At 68.4% G+C, this 17,493-nt stretch carries 16 protein-coding genes; 8 read left to right on the top strand and 8 right to left on the bottom strand.

Translation table 11 applies throughout. The annotated features are described in order from the left end of the window. Positions 1–52 precede the first annotated feature (52 nt). From fdhF to purC, 6 genes are all read right to left on the bottom strand, one after another. A complete protein-coding gene (gene fdhF, locus CK240_RS04135; protein WP_095639057.1) occupies positions 53–2,932 on the bottom strand; it encodes a formate dehydrogenase subunit alpha in 2,880 nt (959 codons plus the stop codon). Then, complete coding sequence (locus CK240_RS04130) at positions 2,929–4,458, bottom strand: formate dehydrogenase beta subunit (RefSeq protein WP_095639056.1); 1,530 nt, start codon at positions 4,456–4,458, stop codon at positions 2,929–2,931. Before CK240_RS04130 ends, fdhF begins: the two co-directional genes overlap by 4 nt. After that, positions 4,458–4,973 carry a formate dehydrogenase subunit gamma gene (locus CK240_RS04125; RefSeq protein ID WP_095639055.1) on the bottom strand — a complete coding sequence of 172 codons (516 nt, stop codon included), beginning with the start codon at positions 4,971–4,973 and terminating at the stop codon, positions 4,458–4,460. The genes CK240_RS04130 and CK240_RS04125 overlap by 1 nt, the downstream gene beginning before the upstream one ends. Before the next feature lie 88 nt (positions 4,974–5,061). Further along, positions 5,062–5,931, bottom strand: coding sequence for a LysR family transcriptional regulator (locus CK240_RS04120; RefSeq protein WP_095639054.1), 870 nt, complete (start codon positions 5,929–5,931; stop codon positions 5,062–5,064). A gap of 139 nt (positions 5,932–6,070) precedes the next feature. Then, positions 6,071–6,310 carry a phosphoribosylformylglycinamidine synthase subunit PurS gene (gene purS / locus CK240_RS04115; RefSeq protein WP_095639053.1) on the bottom strand — a complete coding sequence of 80 codons (240 nt, stop codon included), beginning with the start codon at positions 6,308–6,310 and terminating at the stop codon, positions 6,071–6,073. Between the two features lie 13 nt (positions 6,311–6,323). Continuing rightward, positions 6,324–7,082, bottom strand: coding sequence for a phosphoribosylaminoimidazolesuccinocarboxamide synthase (gene purC, locus CK240_RS04110; RefSeq protein ID WP_095639052.1), 759 nt, complete (start codon positions 7,080–7,082; stop codon positions 6,324–6,326). Positions 7,083–7,216: 134 nt separating this feature from the next. Between purC and CK240_RS04105 the strand changes: the two genes are divergently transcribed. Beyond that, positions 7,217–7,531: a DUF1476 domain-containing protein gene (locus CK240_RS04105; RefSeq protein ID WP_095639051.1), complete on the top strand. Its 315-nt coding sequence runs from the start codon at positions 7,217–7,219 to the stop codon at positions 7,529–7,531. Between the two features lie 69 nt (positions 7,532–7,600). Here CK240_RS04105 and CK240_RS04100 read toward each other — a convergent pair whose 3' ends face one another. Together CK240_RS04100 and CK240_RS04095 are read right to left on the bottom strand one after the other, a co-directional pair. Continuing rightward, positions 7,601–8,062 (bottom strand): PaaI family thioesterase, encoded by a 462-nt coding sequence (locus CK240_RS04100; RefSeq protein ID WP_095639050.1) that lies wholly within the window; start codon positions 8,060–8,062, stop codon positions 7,601–7,603. A 1-nt stretch (position 8,063) separates the two neighbouring features. Next, entirely contained in the window at positions 8,064–8,501 is a 438-nt protein-coding gene (locus CK240_RS04095) for a PaaI family thioesterase (protein ID WP_095639049.1), read from the bottom strand. 139 nt (positions 8,502–8,640) lie between these two features. On the opposite strand from CK240_RS04095, the gene CK240_RS04090 reads away from it, so the two are divergent. The 7 genes from CK240_RS04090 to CK240_RS04060 all read left to right on the top strand — a co-directional run bounded on the left by CK240_RS04090 (position 8,641) and on the right by CK240_RS04060 (position 17,491). Further along, positions 8,641–9,054, top strand: coding sequence for a MerR family transcriptional regulator (locus CK240_RS04090; RefSeq protein WP_095639048.1), 414 nt, complete (start codon positions 8,641–8,643; stop codon positions 9,052–9,054). A 241-nt stretch (positions 9,055–9,295) separates the two neighbouring features. Continuing rightward, positions 9,296–11,071, top strand: coding sequence for an acyl-CoA dehydrogenase C-terminal domain-containing protein (locus CK240_RS04085; RefSeq protein ID WP_095639248.1), 1,776 nt, complete (start codon positions 9,296–9,298; stop codon positions 11,069–11,071). 306 nt (positions 11,072–11,377) lie between these two features. Further along, positions 11,378–12,004 (top strand): glutathione S-transferase family protein, encoded by a 627-nt coding sequence (locus tag CK240_RS04080; protein ID WP_095639047.1) that lies wholly within the window; start codon positions 11,378–11,380, stop codon positions 12,002–12,004. Positions 12,005–12,014: 10 nt separating this feature from the next. Then, a complete protein-coding gene (locus tag CK240_RS04075; RefSeq protein WP_095639046.1) occupies positions 12,015–13,226 on the top strand; it encodes an acetyl-CoA C-acetyltransferase in 1,212 nt (403 codons plus the stop codon). Positions 13,227–13,233: 7 nt separating this feature from the next. After that, positions 13,234–15,417: a 3-hydroxyacyl-CoA dehydrogenase NAD-binding domain-containing protein gene (locus tag CK240_RS04070; RefSeq protein WP_095639045.1), complete on the top strand. Its 2,184-nt coding sequence runs from the start codon at positions 13,234–13,236 to the stop codon at positions 15,415–15,417. Positions 15,418–15,552: 135 nt separating this feature from the next. Further along, positions 15,553–15,978 carry a DUF2231 domain-containing protein gene (locus CK240_RS04065; RefSeq protein ID WP_095639044.1) on the top strand — a complete coding sequence of 142 codons (426 nt, stop codon included), beginning with the start codon at positions 15,553–15,555 and terminating at the stop codon, positions 15,976–15,978. Positions 15,979–15,982: 4 nt separating this feature from the next. Further along, entirely contained in the window at positions 15,983–17,491 is a 1,509-nt protein-coding gene (locus CK240_RS04060) for a PQQ-dependent sugar dehydrogenase (RefSeq protein ID WP_205957748.1), read from the top strand. Positions 17,492–17,493: the final 2 nt, after the last annotated feature.

Genomic DNA, 17,493 nt, shown 5'->3' with positions numbered 1-17,493 from the left:
GCATCCGAATCCCGCAAGGGCTTTTGCCCCTGCGTTGCCAAGGCGCCCCTGTTCATTCCGCGGCCGGCAGGATGCGGCGCGAAAGCTCGGAATGGCTGCGGTACTGCTCCTGCCATTCCGAGGGCCCGTTCGAGGGGCTGACCTGCACCGCCGTCACCTTGAACTCGGGGCAGTTGGTGGCCCAGTCCGAATTGTCAGTTGTCACCACATTGGCCTGCGTCGTCGGGTGGTGGAAGGTCGTGTAGACGACACCCGGTGCGACCCGTTCCGTGATCTTCGCGCGGATCGTCGTGTCGCCCGCGCGGCTGGCCACGCGCACATAGTCGCCCTCGCGGATGCCGCGCTGCTCGGCGTCATGGGGATGGATCTCCAGCACGTCCTCGGGATGCCAGACGGTGTTGTCGGTGCGCCGGGTCTGGGCCCCGACGTTGTACTGCGTCAGCGTCCGCCCGGTGGTCAGCAGCAGCGGGAAGCGCCCGCCGGTGCGTTCCTCTGAGGGTACGTATTCGGTGTTGATGAACTTGCCCTTGCCGCGCACGAAGCCGTCGATGTGCATCACGGGCGTGCCCAGCGGAGCCTTTTCGTTGCAGGGCCACTGGACCGACTGCTCGCGGTCCAGAAGGGCGTAGCTGACGCCCGAGAAGCTGGGCGTGGTCAGCGCGATCTCGTCCATGATCTCGGACGGATGGCCATAGTCCCAGCCCGCGCCCAGCGCATTCGCCAGCATCACCGTGATCTCCCAGTCGGCATGGCCGTTCAGGGGGGTCATGGCGCGGCGGACCATGTTGATCCGGCGTTCCGCGTTGGTGAAGGTCCCGTCCTTTTCCAGGAAGCTCGACCCCGGCAGGAAGACATGGGCGTAGTTCGAGGTCTCGTTCAGGAACAGGTCGTGGACGATCAGGATATCGAGGTTCGCCAGCGCCGACTGGACATGGCTGGTGTCGGGGTCGGACTGCAGCACGTCCTCGCCCTGGCAATACAGGCCCTTGAAGCGCCCCTGCGTCGCCGCGTCGAACATGTTGGGGATGCGCAGGCCGGGTTCGTCCGACAGCGGCACGCCCCAGGCCTGCTCGTAGAGCTTGCGCGTCTCGATGTCGGTCACATGGCGATAGCCGGGGAACTCGTGCGGGAAGGACCCCATGTCGCACGATCCCTGCACGTTGTTCTGGCCGCGCAGCGGGTTCACCCCGGTGCCGGGCTTGCCGATGTTGCCTGTCATCATCGCAAGGTTGGCGATCGCCATGACGGTCGTGGACCCCTGCGAATGTTCCGTCACGCCCAGCCCGTAATAGATCGAGGCACGCGGCGCTTTCGCATAGGCGCGGGCCGCCTGCCGGATCAGGTCGGCGGGGACGTGGCTCTGCCGCTCGACCTCCTCGGGCGAATGGCGGGGGTCCAGCAGGAAGTCGCGGTATTCCAGGAACTCGTCCCAGTCGCAGCGCTCGCGGATATAGGCCTCGTCGTAAAGGCCTTCGGCCGCGATCACATGGGCCATCGCGGTCAGCACGGCGACATTGGTGCCGGGCAGCAGCGGCAGGTGGATCGCGTCGTTCCGGTGGACGCTGTCCAGCAGGTCGATGTGGCGCGGGTCGATCACGATCAGCCCCGCCCCTTCCCGCAGACGGCGGCGCAGGCGCGAGCCGAAGACCGGGTGCCCTTCGGTCGGATTCGCCCCGATCACCAGCGCGAGGTCGGTGTGTTCCACCGAGTCGAAGTCATGCGTCCCCGCCGAGGTGCCGAAGGCGGTCTTGAGGCCATAGCCCGTGGGCGAATGGCAGACGCGGGCGCAGGTGTCGGTGTTGTTGTTGCCGAAGACCGCGCGGGCGAGCTTCTGCACCAGATAGGTTTCCTCGTTGGTGCAGCGCGACGAGGTGATGACCCCGACCGAATCCCGCCCGTGCCTTTCCTGCGCCGCGCGCAGGCGGTCGGCGGCGAAGCGGATCGCCTCCTCCCAGGACACCACGCGCCACGGGTCGGTGTAATGCTCGCGGATCATCGGGTTCAGGATGCGCTCGGCATGGGTCGCATAGCCCCAGGCAAAGCGGCCCTTGACGCAGGAATGCCCGCGGTTGGCCTTGCCGTCCTTCGAGGGCACCATCTTCACGACCGTCTCGCCGCGCATATGGGCGTCGAAGGAACAGCCGACGCCGCAATAGGCGCAGGTCGTCTTGACGATGCGCTCGGGCGTGCCGACCTCGATCACCTTGTTCTCGATCAGCGTGGCGGTCGGGCAGACCTGCACGCAGGCGCCGCAGGACACGCAGTCCGAGCTGAGGAAGCTGTCGGACGCCATCCCCGCGCTGACGCGGCTGTCGAAGCCTCGCCCGTCGATGGTCAGCGCGAAGGTGCCCTGCACCTCCTCGCAGGCCCGCACGCAGCGCGAGCAGACGATGCATTTCGCCGGATCGAAGGTGAAGTAAGGGTTGGAATGGTCCTTGGCCCGCCATTCCGGATTCGGCTCGTCATTCTCGCGGCGCTGAAAATGGTTCTTGCCGGGCTCATAGCGGACCTCGCGCAGGCCCACGGCGCCGGCCATGTCCTGCAGCTCGCAGTCGCCGTTGGCCGCGCAGGTCAGGCAGTCGAGCGGGTGGTCCGAGATATACAGTTCCATCACCCCGCGCCGGATGCGCGCGACCTCGTCGGTCTGGGTGCGGACCACCATGCCCTCGGCGACCGGAGTCGTGCAGGAGGCGGGCGTTCCCCGCATCCCGTCGATCTGGACGACACACAGCCGGCAGGAGCCGAAGGCGGTCAGGTGGTCGGTCGCGCAGAGCTTCGGCACCGTGATCCCGGCGATGGCGGCGGCGCGCATGACACTGGTCCCCGCAGGGACCGAGACGGGGATGCCGTCCACCGTCAGCGTGACGGCGATGTCCGAGTGCGACGCGGGCGTGCCGAAGTCTCGGTCGTCAGGAATGATGAAGTCCTTCATTCGGCAGCCTCCACCCGGACACCCGTTCCCGCCGAGGGCCCGGTGAAATCCTCGGGGAAATGCGTCAGCGCGGACATGACCGGATAGGGCGCAAAGCCCCCCAGTGCGCAGAGGCTTCCCCATTTCATCGTGTTGCAAAGATCGGAAAGGACCGGGATCGCTTCAAGATCCCCGCCCGCGATCCGGTTGATTGTTTCCACCCCGCGCGTCGAGCCGATGCGGCAGGGCGTGCATTTCCCGCAGGACTCGATGGCGCAGAACTCCATCGCGAAGCGGGCGAGCGACAGCATGTCGGCCGTGTCGTCGAAGACGACGATGCCGGCGTGGCCGACAAGGCCCTCTTTCCCCGCGAACTCCTCATAGCCGAAGGGCGTGTCGAACAGCGCGCGCGGAAAATAGGCGCCCAGCGGGCCGCCGACCTGCACCGCCTTCACGGGCCGCCCCGAGGCGGTGCCGCCGCCGATCCCGTCCACGATCTCGCCCAGCGAAAGGCCGAAGGCGACCTCGAACAGCCCGCCGTGCTTCACGTTGCCGGCGATCTGCAAGGGCATGGTCCCGCGCGACCGGCCGATGCCGTGGACGGCGTAAGCCGCGGCCCCGTTCGCCAAGATCCACGGCACGGTGGCCAGCGACAGCACGTTGTTGACGACCGTGGGCTTGCCGAGGAAGCCCTCCAGCGCCGGGATCGGGGGCTTGGCGCGCACGATGCCGCGCTTGCCTTCCAGGCTGTTGAGCAGGCTGGTTTCCTCGCCGCAGACATAGGCGCCCGCGCCCACCCGCACCTCCATGTCGAAGGCATGGGCCGAGCCGAGGATCGACGGGCCAAGCACCCCCGCCGCCCGCGCGATGTCGATGGCGGCGCGCATGGCGCGGATCGCATCGGGGTATTCGCTGCGGATATAGACATAGCCCTGCGCGGCGCCCACGGCGATGCCCGCGATCGCCATGCCCTCGATCAGGGTGAAGGGGTCGCCTTCCATCAGCATCCGGTCGGCGAAGGTGCCGCTGTCGCCCTCGTCGGCGTTGCAGACGACATACTTCCGGTCGGCGGCGGCTCGGGCGACGGTCGCCCATTTGATGCCGGTCGGAAAGCCCGCCCCGCCCCGCCCGCGCAGGCCGGATTCCGTGACTTCCGCGACAATCCGGTCGGGCGCGGCCAGCGCGGCCTTCAGCCCCTCAAGGCCCCCATGCGCCTTGTAGTCGTCCAGCGACAGCGGGTCGATCACGCCCACGCGGGCGAAGGTCAGCCGCGTCTGCCGCTTCATCCAGGGCAGGTCATCCACCGGCCCCAACGCCAGCGGGTGGCCCTTAAGCTCGGCAAGGATCGCGGGCACGTCCTCGGGCGCCACCGGCCCGAAGCCATGCCGCACCCCGCCGATCTCGACCTCCACCAGCGGCTCGAGCCAGATCATCCCGCGAGAACCGTTGCGCGTGGGCGCCACCCCCATCTCGCGCCGCACCGCCTCGGCCACCTCGTCCGCGCCCAGCGCCCGGGCGGCGGCATCGACCGGAACCCAGACCCGCATCACCGCGCCCCCTCGGCCAGCGCGACGACACGCTGCACGGTTGCCCGTCCAACCAGCCGGTCATTCATCTGCGCGGCGGGCGCGCAGGCGCAGAGGCCGAGGCAGAACACGGGCTCAAGCGTCAGCCGCCCGTCCGCGCTCGTCTCGTGCCAGTCCAGCCCCAGAGCCCCCCGCACCTGTTCGGCCAGCGCGTCCGCGCCCACCGACTGGCAGGCCTCGGCCCGGCACAGGCGCAGGACGTGGCGCCCCGCAGGGGCCTCGCGGAAATCGTGGTAGAAGCTGACGACGCCGTAAACCTCGGCGCGGCTCATCCCCAGCGCGCTGCCGATGATCGGCTGCGCGGCTTCGGGGATCATGCCCCATTCCGCCTGCACGTCATGCAGGATGGGCAGCAGCGGTCCCTCGGACCCCGCATGGCGCGCGATGATCGCATGCAGCCGCTCAAGCCCCTCGCCATCCAGAACCGCAACCTTCGGCGTGTTCGGAGGATGGGACGCATTGGCGGGTGACTGCATGGGCTTGCTCCGGGATGGCCGCTGGCATCACAGGGTTAAGCCCGGGCGATAGGCTGATCAATCCTGAACTATCGTCCAGCGATAGGGCCTATCTATCGAATGCATGCCCCGTCACCTGCACCATGGCCTCAAGCAAGGGCGGCAGCGGCTCCCGCGCGGCCAGCACCAGCCCGACCATGTTTCCCGGCCCGCCCGACAGCGGCCGGGCCCTGACACCCGGGGGCAAGGGCAGCCCGTCCGCCAGCGCCTGCGGCAGGATCGCGGCCCAGCCGCCGGCTGCCACGTGGGACAGGATCGCCAGCATCGAGTTGGATTCCACCCGCGGCACCGCCGGCGCGTCCGCCTCGGCCAGTCGCGCGGCCACGATCCGGCGGTTCTGCATGTCGGGCGTCAGCAGGCACAGGGGCCGCCGCGCCGCCTCGGCCCAGGACACCGGCCCGCCCTCCTCTGTCCGGTCTACCAGGCACAGCGTTTCCAGGAACAGGGGGATCGTCCGCAGCCGCCCCAGATGCTCGCCGTCCAGGTAGGTCACGCCCGCGTCCAGTTCCAGCGCGGCGATCTGGTCGCGGATTTCGTCCGACGACCGCGACAGGATCGTGACCTCGGCGGCGGGATGGCGCGCCAGGAAGGGCGCCGTCAGTTCCGCGATGCGCGGCATCGCCGTCGGGATCACGCCCAGCCGCAGCCGCCCCGACACGCCGCTGCGCGTCGCCCGCAGTTCCGCCTGCATGGTGCGGACGTCGCCCACGATGCGCCGCGCCCATTCGAGCACCCGCTCGCCTTCGGGCGTCAGCCCGAGGAAACGGGACCCGCGGCGCACAAGCTGCACGCCCAGCTGATCCTCCAGCGACTTCAGCGCCGAGGACAGCGAGGGCTGGGTGACCCCCAGCGCCTCGGCCGCGCGGCCGAAATGCCGCTCGCGCGCCAGCACCATGAAGGCGTGAAGCCGGTCGATCATGGACCCGACCCCAGCTTGTTCTTCTTCGCCCGAATATCCCGGGCTTGCGGGCGCCCGCGAAACCGTCCGGTGGACGGTTCCGGGCGAGCAAGGGGCACGGCCCGAGCGGGGCAGCGCCCCGGCCCGCGCCGGCAGGCGCTCACAGGATCTCGACGCGCCAGCTTTCGATGACCGTGTTGGCCAGCAGCGTTTCGCACATCCGGCCCACCTCGGCCTCGGCCGCGGCGCGATCCTCGGCGGCCAGGTCCAGTTCGATCACCTTGCCCTGCCGGACGCCGTTCACGCCGGAAAAGCCCAGCATGCCCAGCGCGTGGCGGATCGCCTCGCCCTGGGGATCGAGGACGCCGTTCTTCAGCATGATCGTGACTTTCGCTTTCATGCGCGGCGTTCCTTCAGTTGATCAGCGTGGGCTTGACGGGGGCTGCGGCCGGCATCACGCCCAGGCGACGCGCGACCTCGGTATAAGCGTCGGTCAGGCTGCCCAGGTCGCGGCGGAACACGTCCTTGTCCAGCTTCTGCCCGGTCTTGACGTCCCACAGCCGGCAGCTGTCGGGGCTGATCTCGTCGGCCACGACCAGCCGCATGAAATCGCCGTCCCAGATGCGGCCGATCTCGATCTTGAAGTCGATCAGCTTGATGCCGACGCCGTAGAAGACGCCCGACAGGAAGTCGTTGACGCGCAGCGCGAGGCTGACGATGTCGTCCAGGTCCTGCTGGGTCGCCCAGCCGAAGGCGATCACGTATTCCTCGGACACCATGGGGTCGCCCAGCTCGTCGTTCTTGTAGCTGTATTCGACGATGGGACGGGGCAGCTGGGTCCCCTCCTCCATCCCCAGCCGCTTGGCGATGGACCCGGCGGCGAAGTTCCGCACGATCACCTCCAGCGGGATGATCTCGACCTGCCGGATCAGCTGCTCGCGCATGTTGATGCGGCGGATGAAATGGGTCGGCACGCCGATGTTGCCCAGGCCCTGCATGAAGAACTCGGACAGGCGGTTGTTCAGCACGCCCTTTCCCTCGATCACGGCCTTCTTCTGTGCGTTGAAGGCGGTGGCGTCATCCTTGAAATACTGGATCAGGGTGCCGGGCTCGGTGCCTTCGTAAAGGATCTTGGCCTTGCCCTCATAGATCTTCTTGCGCCTGGGGGCCATGATCGCGCCTTTCGTCCGGGAAAGCTGGGGAACTCGCCGCACCCATAACGCCGTTCGCCCTGCGGGGGCAATACGGGCTTGCTTGAGTCAGGCCGCATGGGCATATCAGGCGCAATCTTGCAACGGAGGCCGCGATGACCACCTTCGACGACCGCGAACGGTCCTTTGAAACCAAGTTCGCCCATGACGCCGAACTGCGCTTCAAGGCCGAGGCGCGCCGCAACCGCCTGCTGGGCGAATGGGCGGCGGGCCTGCTGGGGAAGAACGGCGACGAGGCGCGGACCTATGCGCTGACCGTCGTGACCTCGGACTTCGAGGAGCCGGGCGAGGACGACGTGTTCCGCAAGCTCAGCGAGGACCTGGCCGGCCGCACCGACGAGGCGACGATCCGCGCCAAGATGGTCGAACTGCGCGAGGAAGCACGCCGCCAGATCGCCTCGGAAGCCTGAGCGGCCCGCAAACGGCGCAAAGGCCCCCTTCAGGGGGCCTTTTTTCTGGCTCGGGCCGCTCCGGGCAGCTTACCCCTGCGGCATCAGGAAATGCCCGTTGGCCTGGGCGAAGGGACGGTCGCGGCTGTCCTGCCAGGCCTCGACCTGCACGCTGGCATAGCGTCGCCCCAGCCGCACCACGCGGGCCCGCGCGTAAGCGTCCCGTGCCGTGCCGGAGCGCAGGTAGTCCACCGTGAAGTCGATGGTCTTGGGCAGCCGCGGCAGCCCCTCGTCCCCGTCCGGCAGGCCGTGCCTGCCGTCCAGCGTGGCCCAGAGCAGGCCCAGCACTGCCGTTGTCTCAAGAAAGGCCGCCGTGACGCCGCCATGCAGGGCGGGCAGCACCGGGTTGCCGATCAGCTTGTCGGAAAAGGGCAGCACGGCCGTCAGCTCGTCCCCCCGGCGGTCCACCGTGACCCCCAGCCAGCGGACATAGGGCACCCGCGCCAGCAGCCGGTCGATCACCGATTCGCGCGTCATCTCTGTCTCGCCCATCTCAGCCCCCGACCGTGAAGCTGCCCGTGGCCGTGGCCACAAGCGTGTCGCCCTCGTCCCGCGCCACGGCGCGCACAAAGGCGACCGAGCGCGTCATGTGAAAGCACTCGGCCCGCGTCCGCACGCGCTGGCCCGGCGTGGCCGAGCGCAGGTAGTCGATCCTCAGGTCGATGGTCGCCGTCGTGGCGGGCCGCGTGGGGTGGGTCATCACCGCGGCCCCGCAGCAGGTGTCCATCAGGGCCGAGATCACGCCCCCGTGCAGGACGCCTGTGCGGGGGTCGCCGACGAACTCCTCGCTCCAGGGCATCGCGATCTCGACCACGCCGGGGGTGGCCTCGACCAGTTCCATCCCCAGGGCGCGGGCATGGGGGATGACGGTCATGAAGATGCGGGCCATCTCGGCCACGTCCTCGGTCCGGGTGCCGGGCAGAAGTTCCATCCTCGTCCTCGCCATGTCGCCTCGGGGATGACTGCCCTGCCCGCCGCCGCCCCGCAAGGCTGCAGATGCGCCACCCGTTGCGGTTGAGGTCTGCGTCGTGCTGCGTTACGTTGCGGCACGACGCACGGGGACGCAAGGAATGCCGGACGAAAGCTGGATCAGTTTCAAGGACATGTGCGCCCGGTTCGACGTGACTCCACGCACGCTGCGCTATTACGAGTATATCGAGCTGCTCAGCCCGCGCCGCGAGGGCCGCGCGCGCTGGTATGGCCCGCGCGAGATCGCCCGCATGAAGCTGATCATGCGCGGCCGCCGCTTCGGCTTCAGCCTGGAAGATATTCGCCAGTGGCTGCTGATCTACCAGCAGCAGGGCACGCGCGCGCAGTATGAGGTCTGGCTGGACCTGGCCACCCGCCAGCTGGACGTGCTGGCCGCCCAGCGCGAGGAAATCGAGGCCTCCATGGCCGACCTGCGCAAGCTGCGTGCCGAAACGGTGCAGTTGCTGGAAGACATGCCCCCCGACGACAGCCGCCCCGAGGCCCCGGCGAACTGACGTCCCGGCAAGCGCGGCGATGACGCAGCGTCTCCGCTGGCGAAGCGGCGGGCGCGCTGTAACTCTTGTCCCGCAAGGCTGACGAGGGGAGGAGTTCAGCGATGTCCGACGTTCTGCTGTCCGTCCGTCCGCCACGGCAGCCATCCGACGTGATCCCGTGGATGCAGCGCACCCCGAACGCGCCCGCCGCAAGGCCGGGGCGGGCGTCGCCCGCATCCCCGACATCTGCCGTGGAGGCCCCATGACCGCCTACAACGCCCCGATCCGCGACATGCAGTTCCTGCTGCATGACGTCCTTGAGGTATCCGCCTCGGACCTGCCCGGCCGCACCGACCTGGAGCCCTCGTTCACCGAGGCGATCCTGGAGGCCGCCGGCCAGCTGGCCAGCGAGGTGCTGGCGCCCCTGAACGCCGTCGGCGACCAGCAGGGCTGCGTGCTGGAAAACGGCGTCGTCCGCACGCCCGAAGGCTTCAAGGCCGCCTTCGAGGCCGTGAAGGAGGGCGGCTGGACCGGCCTCGACTGCGATCCCGAATACGGCGGCCAGGGAATGGCCTATGTCATGGGCGTGGCCACGGGCGAGATCTTCGTGGCGGCCAACATGGCCTTCAACATGTACCAGGGCCTGACCCATGGCGCCTATTCCGCCATCCATGCCCATGGCACGGACGAGCAGAAGCGCACCTACCTGCCGAAGATGGTTTCCTGCGACTGGACCGGCACCATGAACCTGACCGAGCCCCATTGCGGCACGGACCTGGGGATGCTGCGGACCCGCGCCGAGCCGCAGGAGGATGGCAGCTACCTGATCACCGGCCAGAAGATCTTCATCTCGGCCGGCGACCATGACATGTCGGAGAACGTCATCCACCTGGTGCTGGCCAAGGCGCCGGGCGGCGGCGAGGGCACCAAGGGCATCAGCCTGTTCATCGTGCCGAAGTTCCTGGTGAACGAGGACGGCAGCTTGGGCGAGCGCCAGCCCGTCTCGGTCGGCAAGATCGAGGAGAAGATGGGCATCCACGGCAACTCGACCTGCGTCATGAACTATGACGGGGCGAAGGGCTGGCTCCTGGGCGATCTGCACAAGGGCATGCGCGCCATGTTCACCATGATGAACGAGGCGCGGCTGGGCGTGGGCCTGCAGGGCTATGCGGTGGCCGAGGCCGCCTATCAGAACGCCGTCATCTATGCCCGCGACCGCCTGCAGGGCCGCGCGGTGACAGGCGCGCAGAACCCGTCGGGTCCCGCCGACCCGCTGATCGTCCACCCCGACATCCGCCGCGCGCTGATGGACCAGAAATCCCTCCTGGAAGGCGCCCGCGCGCTGACCTTCTGGGGCGCCGACCTGATCGACCGCGGCCATGCGGGCGACGCGCAGGCCGAGGGCCTCGTTTCGCTGCTGACCCCCGTCATCAAGGGCTTCCTGACCGACAAGGGCTTCGAGGGCACGGTGCAGGCCCAGCAGGTCTATGGCGGCCACGGCTATATCGAGGAATGGGGCATGTCGCAGTTCGTGCGCGACGCCCGCATCGCCATGATCTACGAGGGCGCGAACGGCATCCAGGCGCTGGACCTCGTGGGACGCAAGCTGGCGCTGGACGGCGGCAAGCACGTCATGGGCTTCTTCGAGATGGTCAAGGGCTTCATCCGCGAGAACGAGGGCAACGCGGCGCTGAAGGCCGACTTCCTCGAGCCCCTGAAGGCCGCGTCCAAGGACCTTCAGTCGGCGGCCATGTTCTTCATGGAACGCGGCATGAAGAACCCGAACGACGCGCTGGCGGGTTCCTACGACTTCATGCACCTCTTCGGGCACACGGTGCTGGGCCTGATGTGGGGGCGGATGGCCGTCGCCGCGCAGAAGGCGCTGGACGAAGGCCGTGGGGACGCCGAGTTCTACCGGACCAAGCTGGCGACCGGCCGCTACTACATGAAGCGGCAACTGCCGATGACCGCGACGCACCTGGCCCGCATCCAGTCGGGCTCGGACACGGTGATGGCGCTGGCGGCCGAGCAGTTCTGAGGTGCCCACCCTCCCCGCCGGCGGCACGGCCGGAGCCTCCGGCGGGGATGTTTGGGCGAAGAAGAACGCAGGCCGGACTGCGGCCTCGGCCCGCGCGGCCCTTGGGCATCTCTGGCGGACCGAGGCGTCCTTCTCCTTCGACGGTCATCGGCTTCCCAGCCTGTACCGTGAAAACAATGCTGAAGGCGAAACCTTGAGAAACGGTTAATCTCTCACGAGATTCTTCTTCGCGGAAATATCCCGCGGGGGATCGTCATATATCACGATGGGGGCGCGAAGCCCCCGGTGGCAACGACGGGGGCAGGAATGACGGCGCAACTCTGGTGCTTCGGTGAATCTGGCAACGCCTACAAGGCCGCGCTGACCATGGAACTGGCAGGCTTCCCCTGGGAGCCCGTCAAGGTCGATTTCTTCAACGGCGAGGCGCGCAGCCCCGCCTTCCGCGCCCTGAACCCGATGGGCGAGGTGCCGGTCCTGCGGGACGGCGACCTGACGCTGACCCAGTCCGCCGTGATCCAGCTGCACGTGGCCGGGCGCACCGGCCGCTTCGGCGGCACGGACCGCAGCGAGGTCCTGCGCTGGCTCTTCTGGGACAACCACAAGCTTTCGGGCCTTGCGGGCTCGACGCGCTTCCTGTCGAACTTCCTGCCCCCCGAGAAGCGCCCCGCCGAGGTGATCGCCTTCCAGCAGGGCCGCCTTAAAGCCGCCTACCAGGTGCTGAACGACCATCTCGCATCCCGCGGGTGGGTGGCCGACGCCGAGCCCACGATCGCCGACTTCGCCTGCTGCGGCTATCTGTATTACCCCGAGCCCTTCGGCTTCGACCGCGCCGACTGGCCCCATATCGACGCCTGGCTGGACCGCATCGCGGGTCTGCCGGGCTGGAAGCACCCCTATGATCTGATGCCCGGCAGCCCTGCCGACCGGGCCTGAAGGAGGACGCATGACCGACGCCTACATCTATGACGCGGCCCGCACGCCGCGCGGCAAGGGCCGCAAGGACGGCAGCCTGCACGAGGTCACCTCGGTGGCCCTGTCCGCGCGCCTGCTGAACGCGGTCAAGGAACGCAACGGGCTGGACGGCCAGGCGGTCGAGGACGTGATCTGGGGCAACGTGACCCAGGTCGGCGAACAGGGCGGCTGTCTTGCCCGGTCCGCCGTGCTGCTGTCAAACTTGGACGAAAGCATCCCCGGCCTGTCGATCAACCGCTTCTGCGCCAGCGGCATGGAGGCGGTGAACCTTGCCGCCAACCAGGTCAAGGCGGGCGCGGGCGGCGCCTATATCGCCGGCGGCGTCGAGATGATGGGCCGCGTGGCGATGGGCTCGGACGGGGCGGCGATCGCCGTGGACCCCAGCCTTGCCATGAAGACCTATTTCGTCCCGCAGGGCATTTCCGCCGACATCATCGCCACCGAATACGGCTTCACCCGGGATGAAGCCGACGCGCTGGCCCTTGAATCCCAGCGCCGCGCCGCGAAGGCCTGGGAAGAAGGCCGCTTCGCGAAGTCCATCGTTCCGGTGCGCGACCAGAACGGCGTCCTGATCCTCGACCATGACGAATACATGCGTCCCGGCACGACGATGGAGGATCTGGCCAAGCTGAAGCCCGCCTTCAAGGAGATGGGCGAGGTCATGCCCGGCTTCGACAAGGTCGCGCTGCTGAAATACCCCCATCTCGACCGGATCGAGCATATCCACCACGCCGGCAACTCGTCGGGCATCGTGGACGGGGCCGCGGCGGTCCTGATCGGCAGCAGGGAATGGGGCGAGGCACGCGGCCTCAAGCCCCGGGCGCGCATCCGCGCGACCGCCAAGATCGGCACCGATCCCACGATCATGCTGACCGGACCGGTGCCCGTCACCGACAAGATCCTGCGCGACAGCGGGATGTCGATCTCGGACATCGACCTGTTCGAGGTGAACGAGGCCTTTGCCTCGGTCGTGCTGCGCTTCATGCAGGCCTTCCAGGTCGATCCGGCGCGCGTCAACGTGAACGGCGGGGCGATGGCGATGGGCCATCCGCTGGGCGCGACCGGCGCCATCATCATCGGCACGCTGCTGGACGAACTGGAACGGCAGGACAAGGAAACGGGTCTGGCGACCCTGTGCATCGCGTCCGGCATGGGCGCGGCAACGATCATCGAGCGGGTGTGAGGCAGCCATGACCGATTTCACGATGCAGAAGGGCGACGACGGAGTCGCCGTCATCACCTGGGACGTTCCCGGCAAGTCGATGAACGTGCTGTCCATGGACGGCGCGGCGGAACTGAACAACCTGATCGACGACGCCCTGGCCGACGCGGCCGTGAAAGGCATCGTCATCACCAGCGGCAAGGCGGATTTCGCGGCCGGCATGGACCTGAACGTGCTGGCGCAGATGAAGGAAGGCGGCGCAAAGGCGGTCTTCGACGGGGTGATGAGCCTGCACCACCTGCTGCGCAAGATCGAGCTGGCGGGCATGGACCGCAAGACACAGAAGGGCGGCAAGCCCATCGCCGCCGCCCTGCCCGGCACTGCGCTGGGGATCGGGCTGGAACTGCCGCTGGCGACCCACCGCATCTTCGCCGCGAACAACCCCAAGGCCAAGATCGGTCTGCCCGAGATCATGGTCGGCATCTTCCCCGGCGCGGGCGGCACCACGCGGCTGATCCGCAAGCTGGGCGCGATGGCGGCGGCTCCGCTGCTGCTGGAAGGCAAGATGAACGAACCGGCGAAGGCCAAGGGGGCGGGCATCATCGACGAAGTGGTCGAGGACCCGCTCGCCGCCGCGAAGGCCTGGGTCCTTCAGGCCACCGACGCCGACCTGGTCAAGCCGTGGGAGCAGAAGAGCTACAAGATGCCCGGCGGCTCGCCCTATACCCCGGGCGGCTTCATGACCTTCCTCGGTGCCGCGGCGATGGTCCACGGCAAGACGATGGGCGTCTATCCGGCCGCCAAGGCGCTGCTGTCGGCGGTCTATGAAGGCTCGCTGGTGGACTTCGACAGCGCGCTGCGGATCGAGGCGCGCTGGTTCACCCATGTGCTGATGAACCCGTCCTCGGGCAACATGATCCGCAGCCTCTTCATCAACAAGGAGGCGCTGGAAAAGGGCGCGAACCGTCCCGAGGCGCCCGACCAGCGCGTCCGCAAGGTCGGCGTCCTCGGCGCGGGCATGATGGGCGCGGGCATCGCCTATGTCTCGGCCAACGCGGGCATCGAGGTCGTGCTGATCGATTCCACCCAGGAAGCGGCCGACCGGGGCAAGTCCTATTCGACCGGGCTTCTGGACAAGGGCATCAGCCGCCGGAAGGTCACCGAGGAGAAGAAGGCCGAGGTCCTGGGCCGCATCACCGCCACCACCGACTATGCCGCGCTGGAAGGCTGCGACCTGATCGTCGAGGCGGTGTTCGAGGACCCTGCCGTCAAGGCCGGCGTGACTGCCAAGGCCGAGGCGGTGATCCCTGCCGACGCGATCTTCGCCACCAACACCTCGACCCTGCCGATCAGCGACCTGGCGAAGGCCAGCACGCGGCCCGAGCAGTTCATCGGCATCCACTTCTTCAGCCCCGTGGACAAGATGGCGCTGGTGGAAATCATCCGGGGCCAGCAGACCGGCGACCGCGCGGTGGCCAAGGCGCTCGACTTCGTGCGGCAGATCCGCAAGACGCCGATCGTCGTCAACGACGCGCGCTTCTTCTACGCCAACCGCTGCATCATCCCCTACATCAACGAAGGCATCCGCATGGTCGGCGAAGGGGTGAACCCCACGCTGGTCGAGAACGCGGCCAAGCTGATGGGGATGCCGCTGGGGCCGCTGCAACTGGTGGACGAGACCTCGATCGACCTGGGCGTCAAGATCGCCAAGGCCACCCGGGCCGCCATGGGCGACGCCTATGCCGATCAGGACGTGGACGCGGTCATCTTCAAGCTGGCCGACGAGGGCCGGATGGGCCGCAAGGCCAAGGCCGGCTTCTACGACTATGACGAGGCCGGCAAGCGCCAGGACCTGTGGTCGGGCCTGTCCGGAAACTGGCCGCGCGCCGAGGACCAGCCCGAGCTGACCGAGGTCCAGCACCGCCTGATGTTCGTGCAGGCGCTGGAAGCCGTGCGCGCGCTGGAGCAGGGCGTGCTGACCGACATCCGCGAGGGCGACGTGGGCGCCATTCTGGGCTGGGGCTTCGCGCCGTGGACCGGCGGGCCCTTCGGCTGGCTGGACATGCTGGGCGCCGAGCGCGTGGTGGAACTTGCCGACAAGCTGGCGGCCGAGCATGGCGACCGCTTCGCCCCGCCTGCCCTGGTGCGCGACATGGCGGCCAAGGGCGAAAGCTTCTACGGCCGTTTCGGCGGGCAGAAGCAGGCCGCGTAAGGCAAACCCGAGGCAACAGGACCAGTGGCGGGCGCCGGGGGAAACTCCGGCGCCCGTTGCCTTTTGCAACTCATGGGGGAACCCCCCCGCGAGGGCCTGCGTTCGCAACCCAAGGAAAACGGCGAGGACGCAGACATGGTTGCACTTTATGGTCCGGCCGACCCGAGGCCGATCCACCCGCTGCACGCGATCCTTCTGTCCTTCCCTTTCCCGCTGTTCCTTGGAACCCTTGCCAGCGACCTCGCCTATCGCGCGACCTTCCAGATCCAGTGGCACAACTTCGCGCAATGGCTGAACGCCGGAGGCCTGCTCGTGGGCGCCTTTGCCGGGCTCTGGGCGCTGATCAACCTGTTCCGCCGGGAAACGCGCGGCCAGCGCCGCACGACCCTCTACTTCGTGGCCCTGCTGGCCGCGTGGGTGCTCGGGCTGCTCAACGCCCTTGTCCATGCCAAGGACGCCTGGGCCATCATGCCCGAGGCGATCTGGTTGTCGTCGGCCTCGGCGCTGCTGGCCTTCGTGGCGGCATGGATCGGCTTTTCCGGCATCCAGACCGAAGGGTGACATGATGCGCCTGCTTCATCTGCTTGGCACCGCCGCCGCGATCGGCACCCTGGCGACCGGCGCATCCGCGCAGGACCAGACCCCGCAATACGGCCCCAACCCGACCCTGGTGGAACCGCAGCGGGGCCTGCTGCCCACCATGAAGATCCCCCGCCCCGCGCTGTGGGGGGACGACCGCCCCGTGGTGCCCGAGGGCTTCACGATCCAGCCCATTGCCACCGACCTGATGATCCCGCGCCAGATGCTGATCCTGCCCAACGGCGACATCCTCGTGGCCGAGGGCAAGGGTCAGGGCGCCCCGGCGCTGCGCCCCAAGGATCTTATCGCCGGGATCATCAAGGGCTGGGGGAAAAGCTCGGTTTCCGGCGGCAACCGCCTGACCCTGCTGCGCGACGCGGATGGCGATGGCGCCTACGAAACAAGGGGGATCTTTGCCGAAAACCTGAACTCTCCCTACGGGCTCGCCTTCGTAAACGGCGCCATCTACGTCGCCAACCAGGATGCCGTGGTCCGCTTCGACTATGCCGAAGGCCAGGCCGAGGCGAGCGGCCCGCCCGAGGTGCTGACGAAACTGCCCTCGGTCATCAACCACCACTGGACCAAGGCCATGACGGCCAGCGAGGACGGCCGCTTCCTGTATGTGGGCATCGGGTCGAACAGCAACATCACCGAGCGCGGGATGGAGGCCGAGGAAGACCGCGCCATGATCTGGCAGATCGACGTGGAAACGGGGATGCACCGGCAATATGCGACCGGCCTTCGCAACCCCACGGCGCTGACGATCCAGCCGGGCACCGGACAGCTCTGGGCGGTGGTGAACGAGCGGGACGAGATCGGCGACAACCTCGTGCCCGACTACCTGACCTCGGTGCAGGAGGGAGGCTTCTACGGCTGGCCCTTCAGCTACTGGGGACAGAACGTCGATGTCCGCGCCCAGCCGCAGGACCCCGAAAAGGTCGCCTCGGCCATCGTGCCGGACTATGCGCTGGGCTCGCATGTCGCGGCGCTGGGCGTGGATTTCTCGGTGCCCGAGATGGGCGCCGAGTTCGCCGAGGGCGTCTTCGTGGGCCAGCATGGCAGCTGGAACCGCAACCCGCCGGCCGGGTACAAGGTCGTCTTCATCCCCTTCCGGGACGGCCGGCCCGCCGGAGAGCCGATCGACTTCGTCACGGGCTTCCTGCAGGACGCCGACAACACGCGCGGCCGCCCCGTCGGCGTCACCGTCGATCCGCGCGGCGCGGTGATCGTGGCCGACGACCTGTCCAACACGATCTGGCGGATCACGCCGGACCAGCCCGCAGCGCCCGAGCCTGTCGCGGCCACGGCTGCCCCCGCCCCGGTCACGCCTCCGGCGGCAGCCCCCGCGACGCCCGGGCCGGTGACACCCGCCCCAGCCGCGCCCGCGACGACCGCTGCTGCGCCCGAGGCCGTGGCGCCTGCTGCTGGTGAGCCCGTCCCCCCGGCCGCCCCCGAGCCTGCTGCACCCGGACCGGCACCGGCAGCCGGGCAGTAAGG

Source organism: Paracoccus salipaludis, assembly GCF_002287065.1.
GTDB classification, from domain to species: Bacteria; Pseudomonadota; Alphaproteobacteria; order Rhodobacterales; family Rhodobacteraceae; genus Paracoccus; species Paracoccus salipaludis.
Note: the sequence above shows the minus strand (reverse complement) of the source record. Positions and strands in the feature narration are given on the sequence as shown.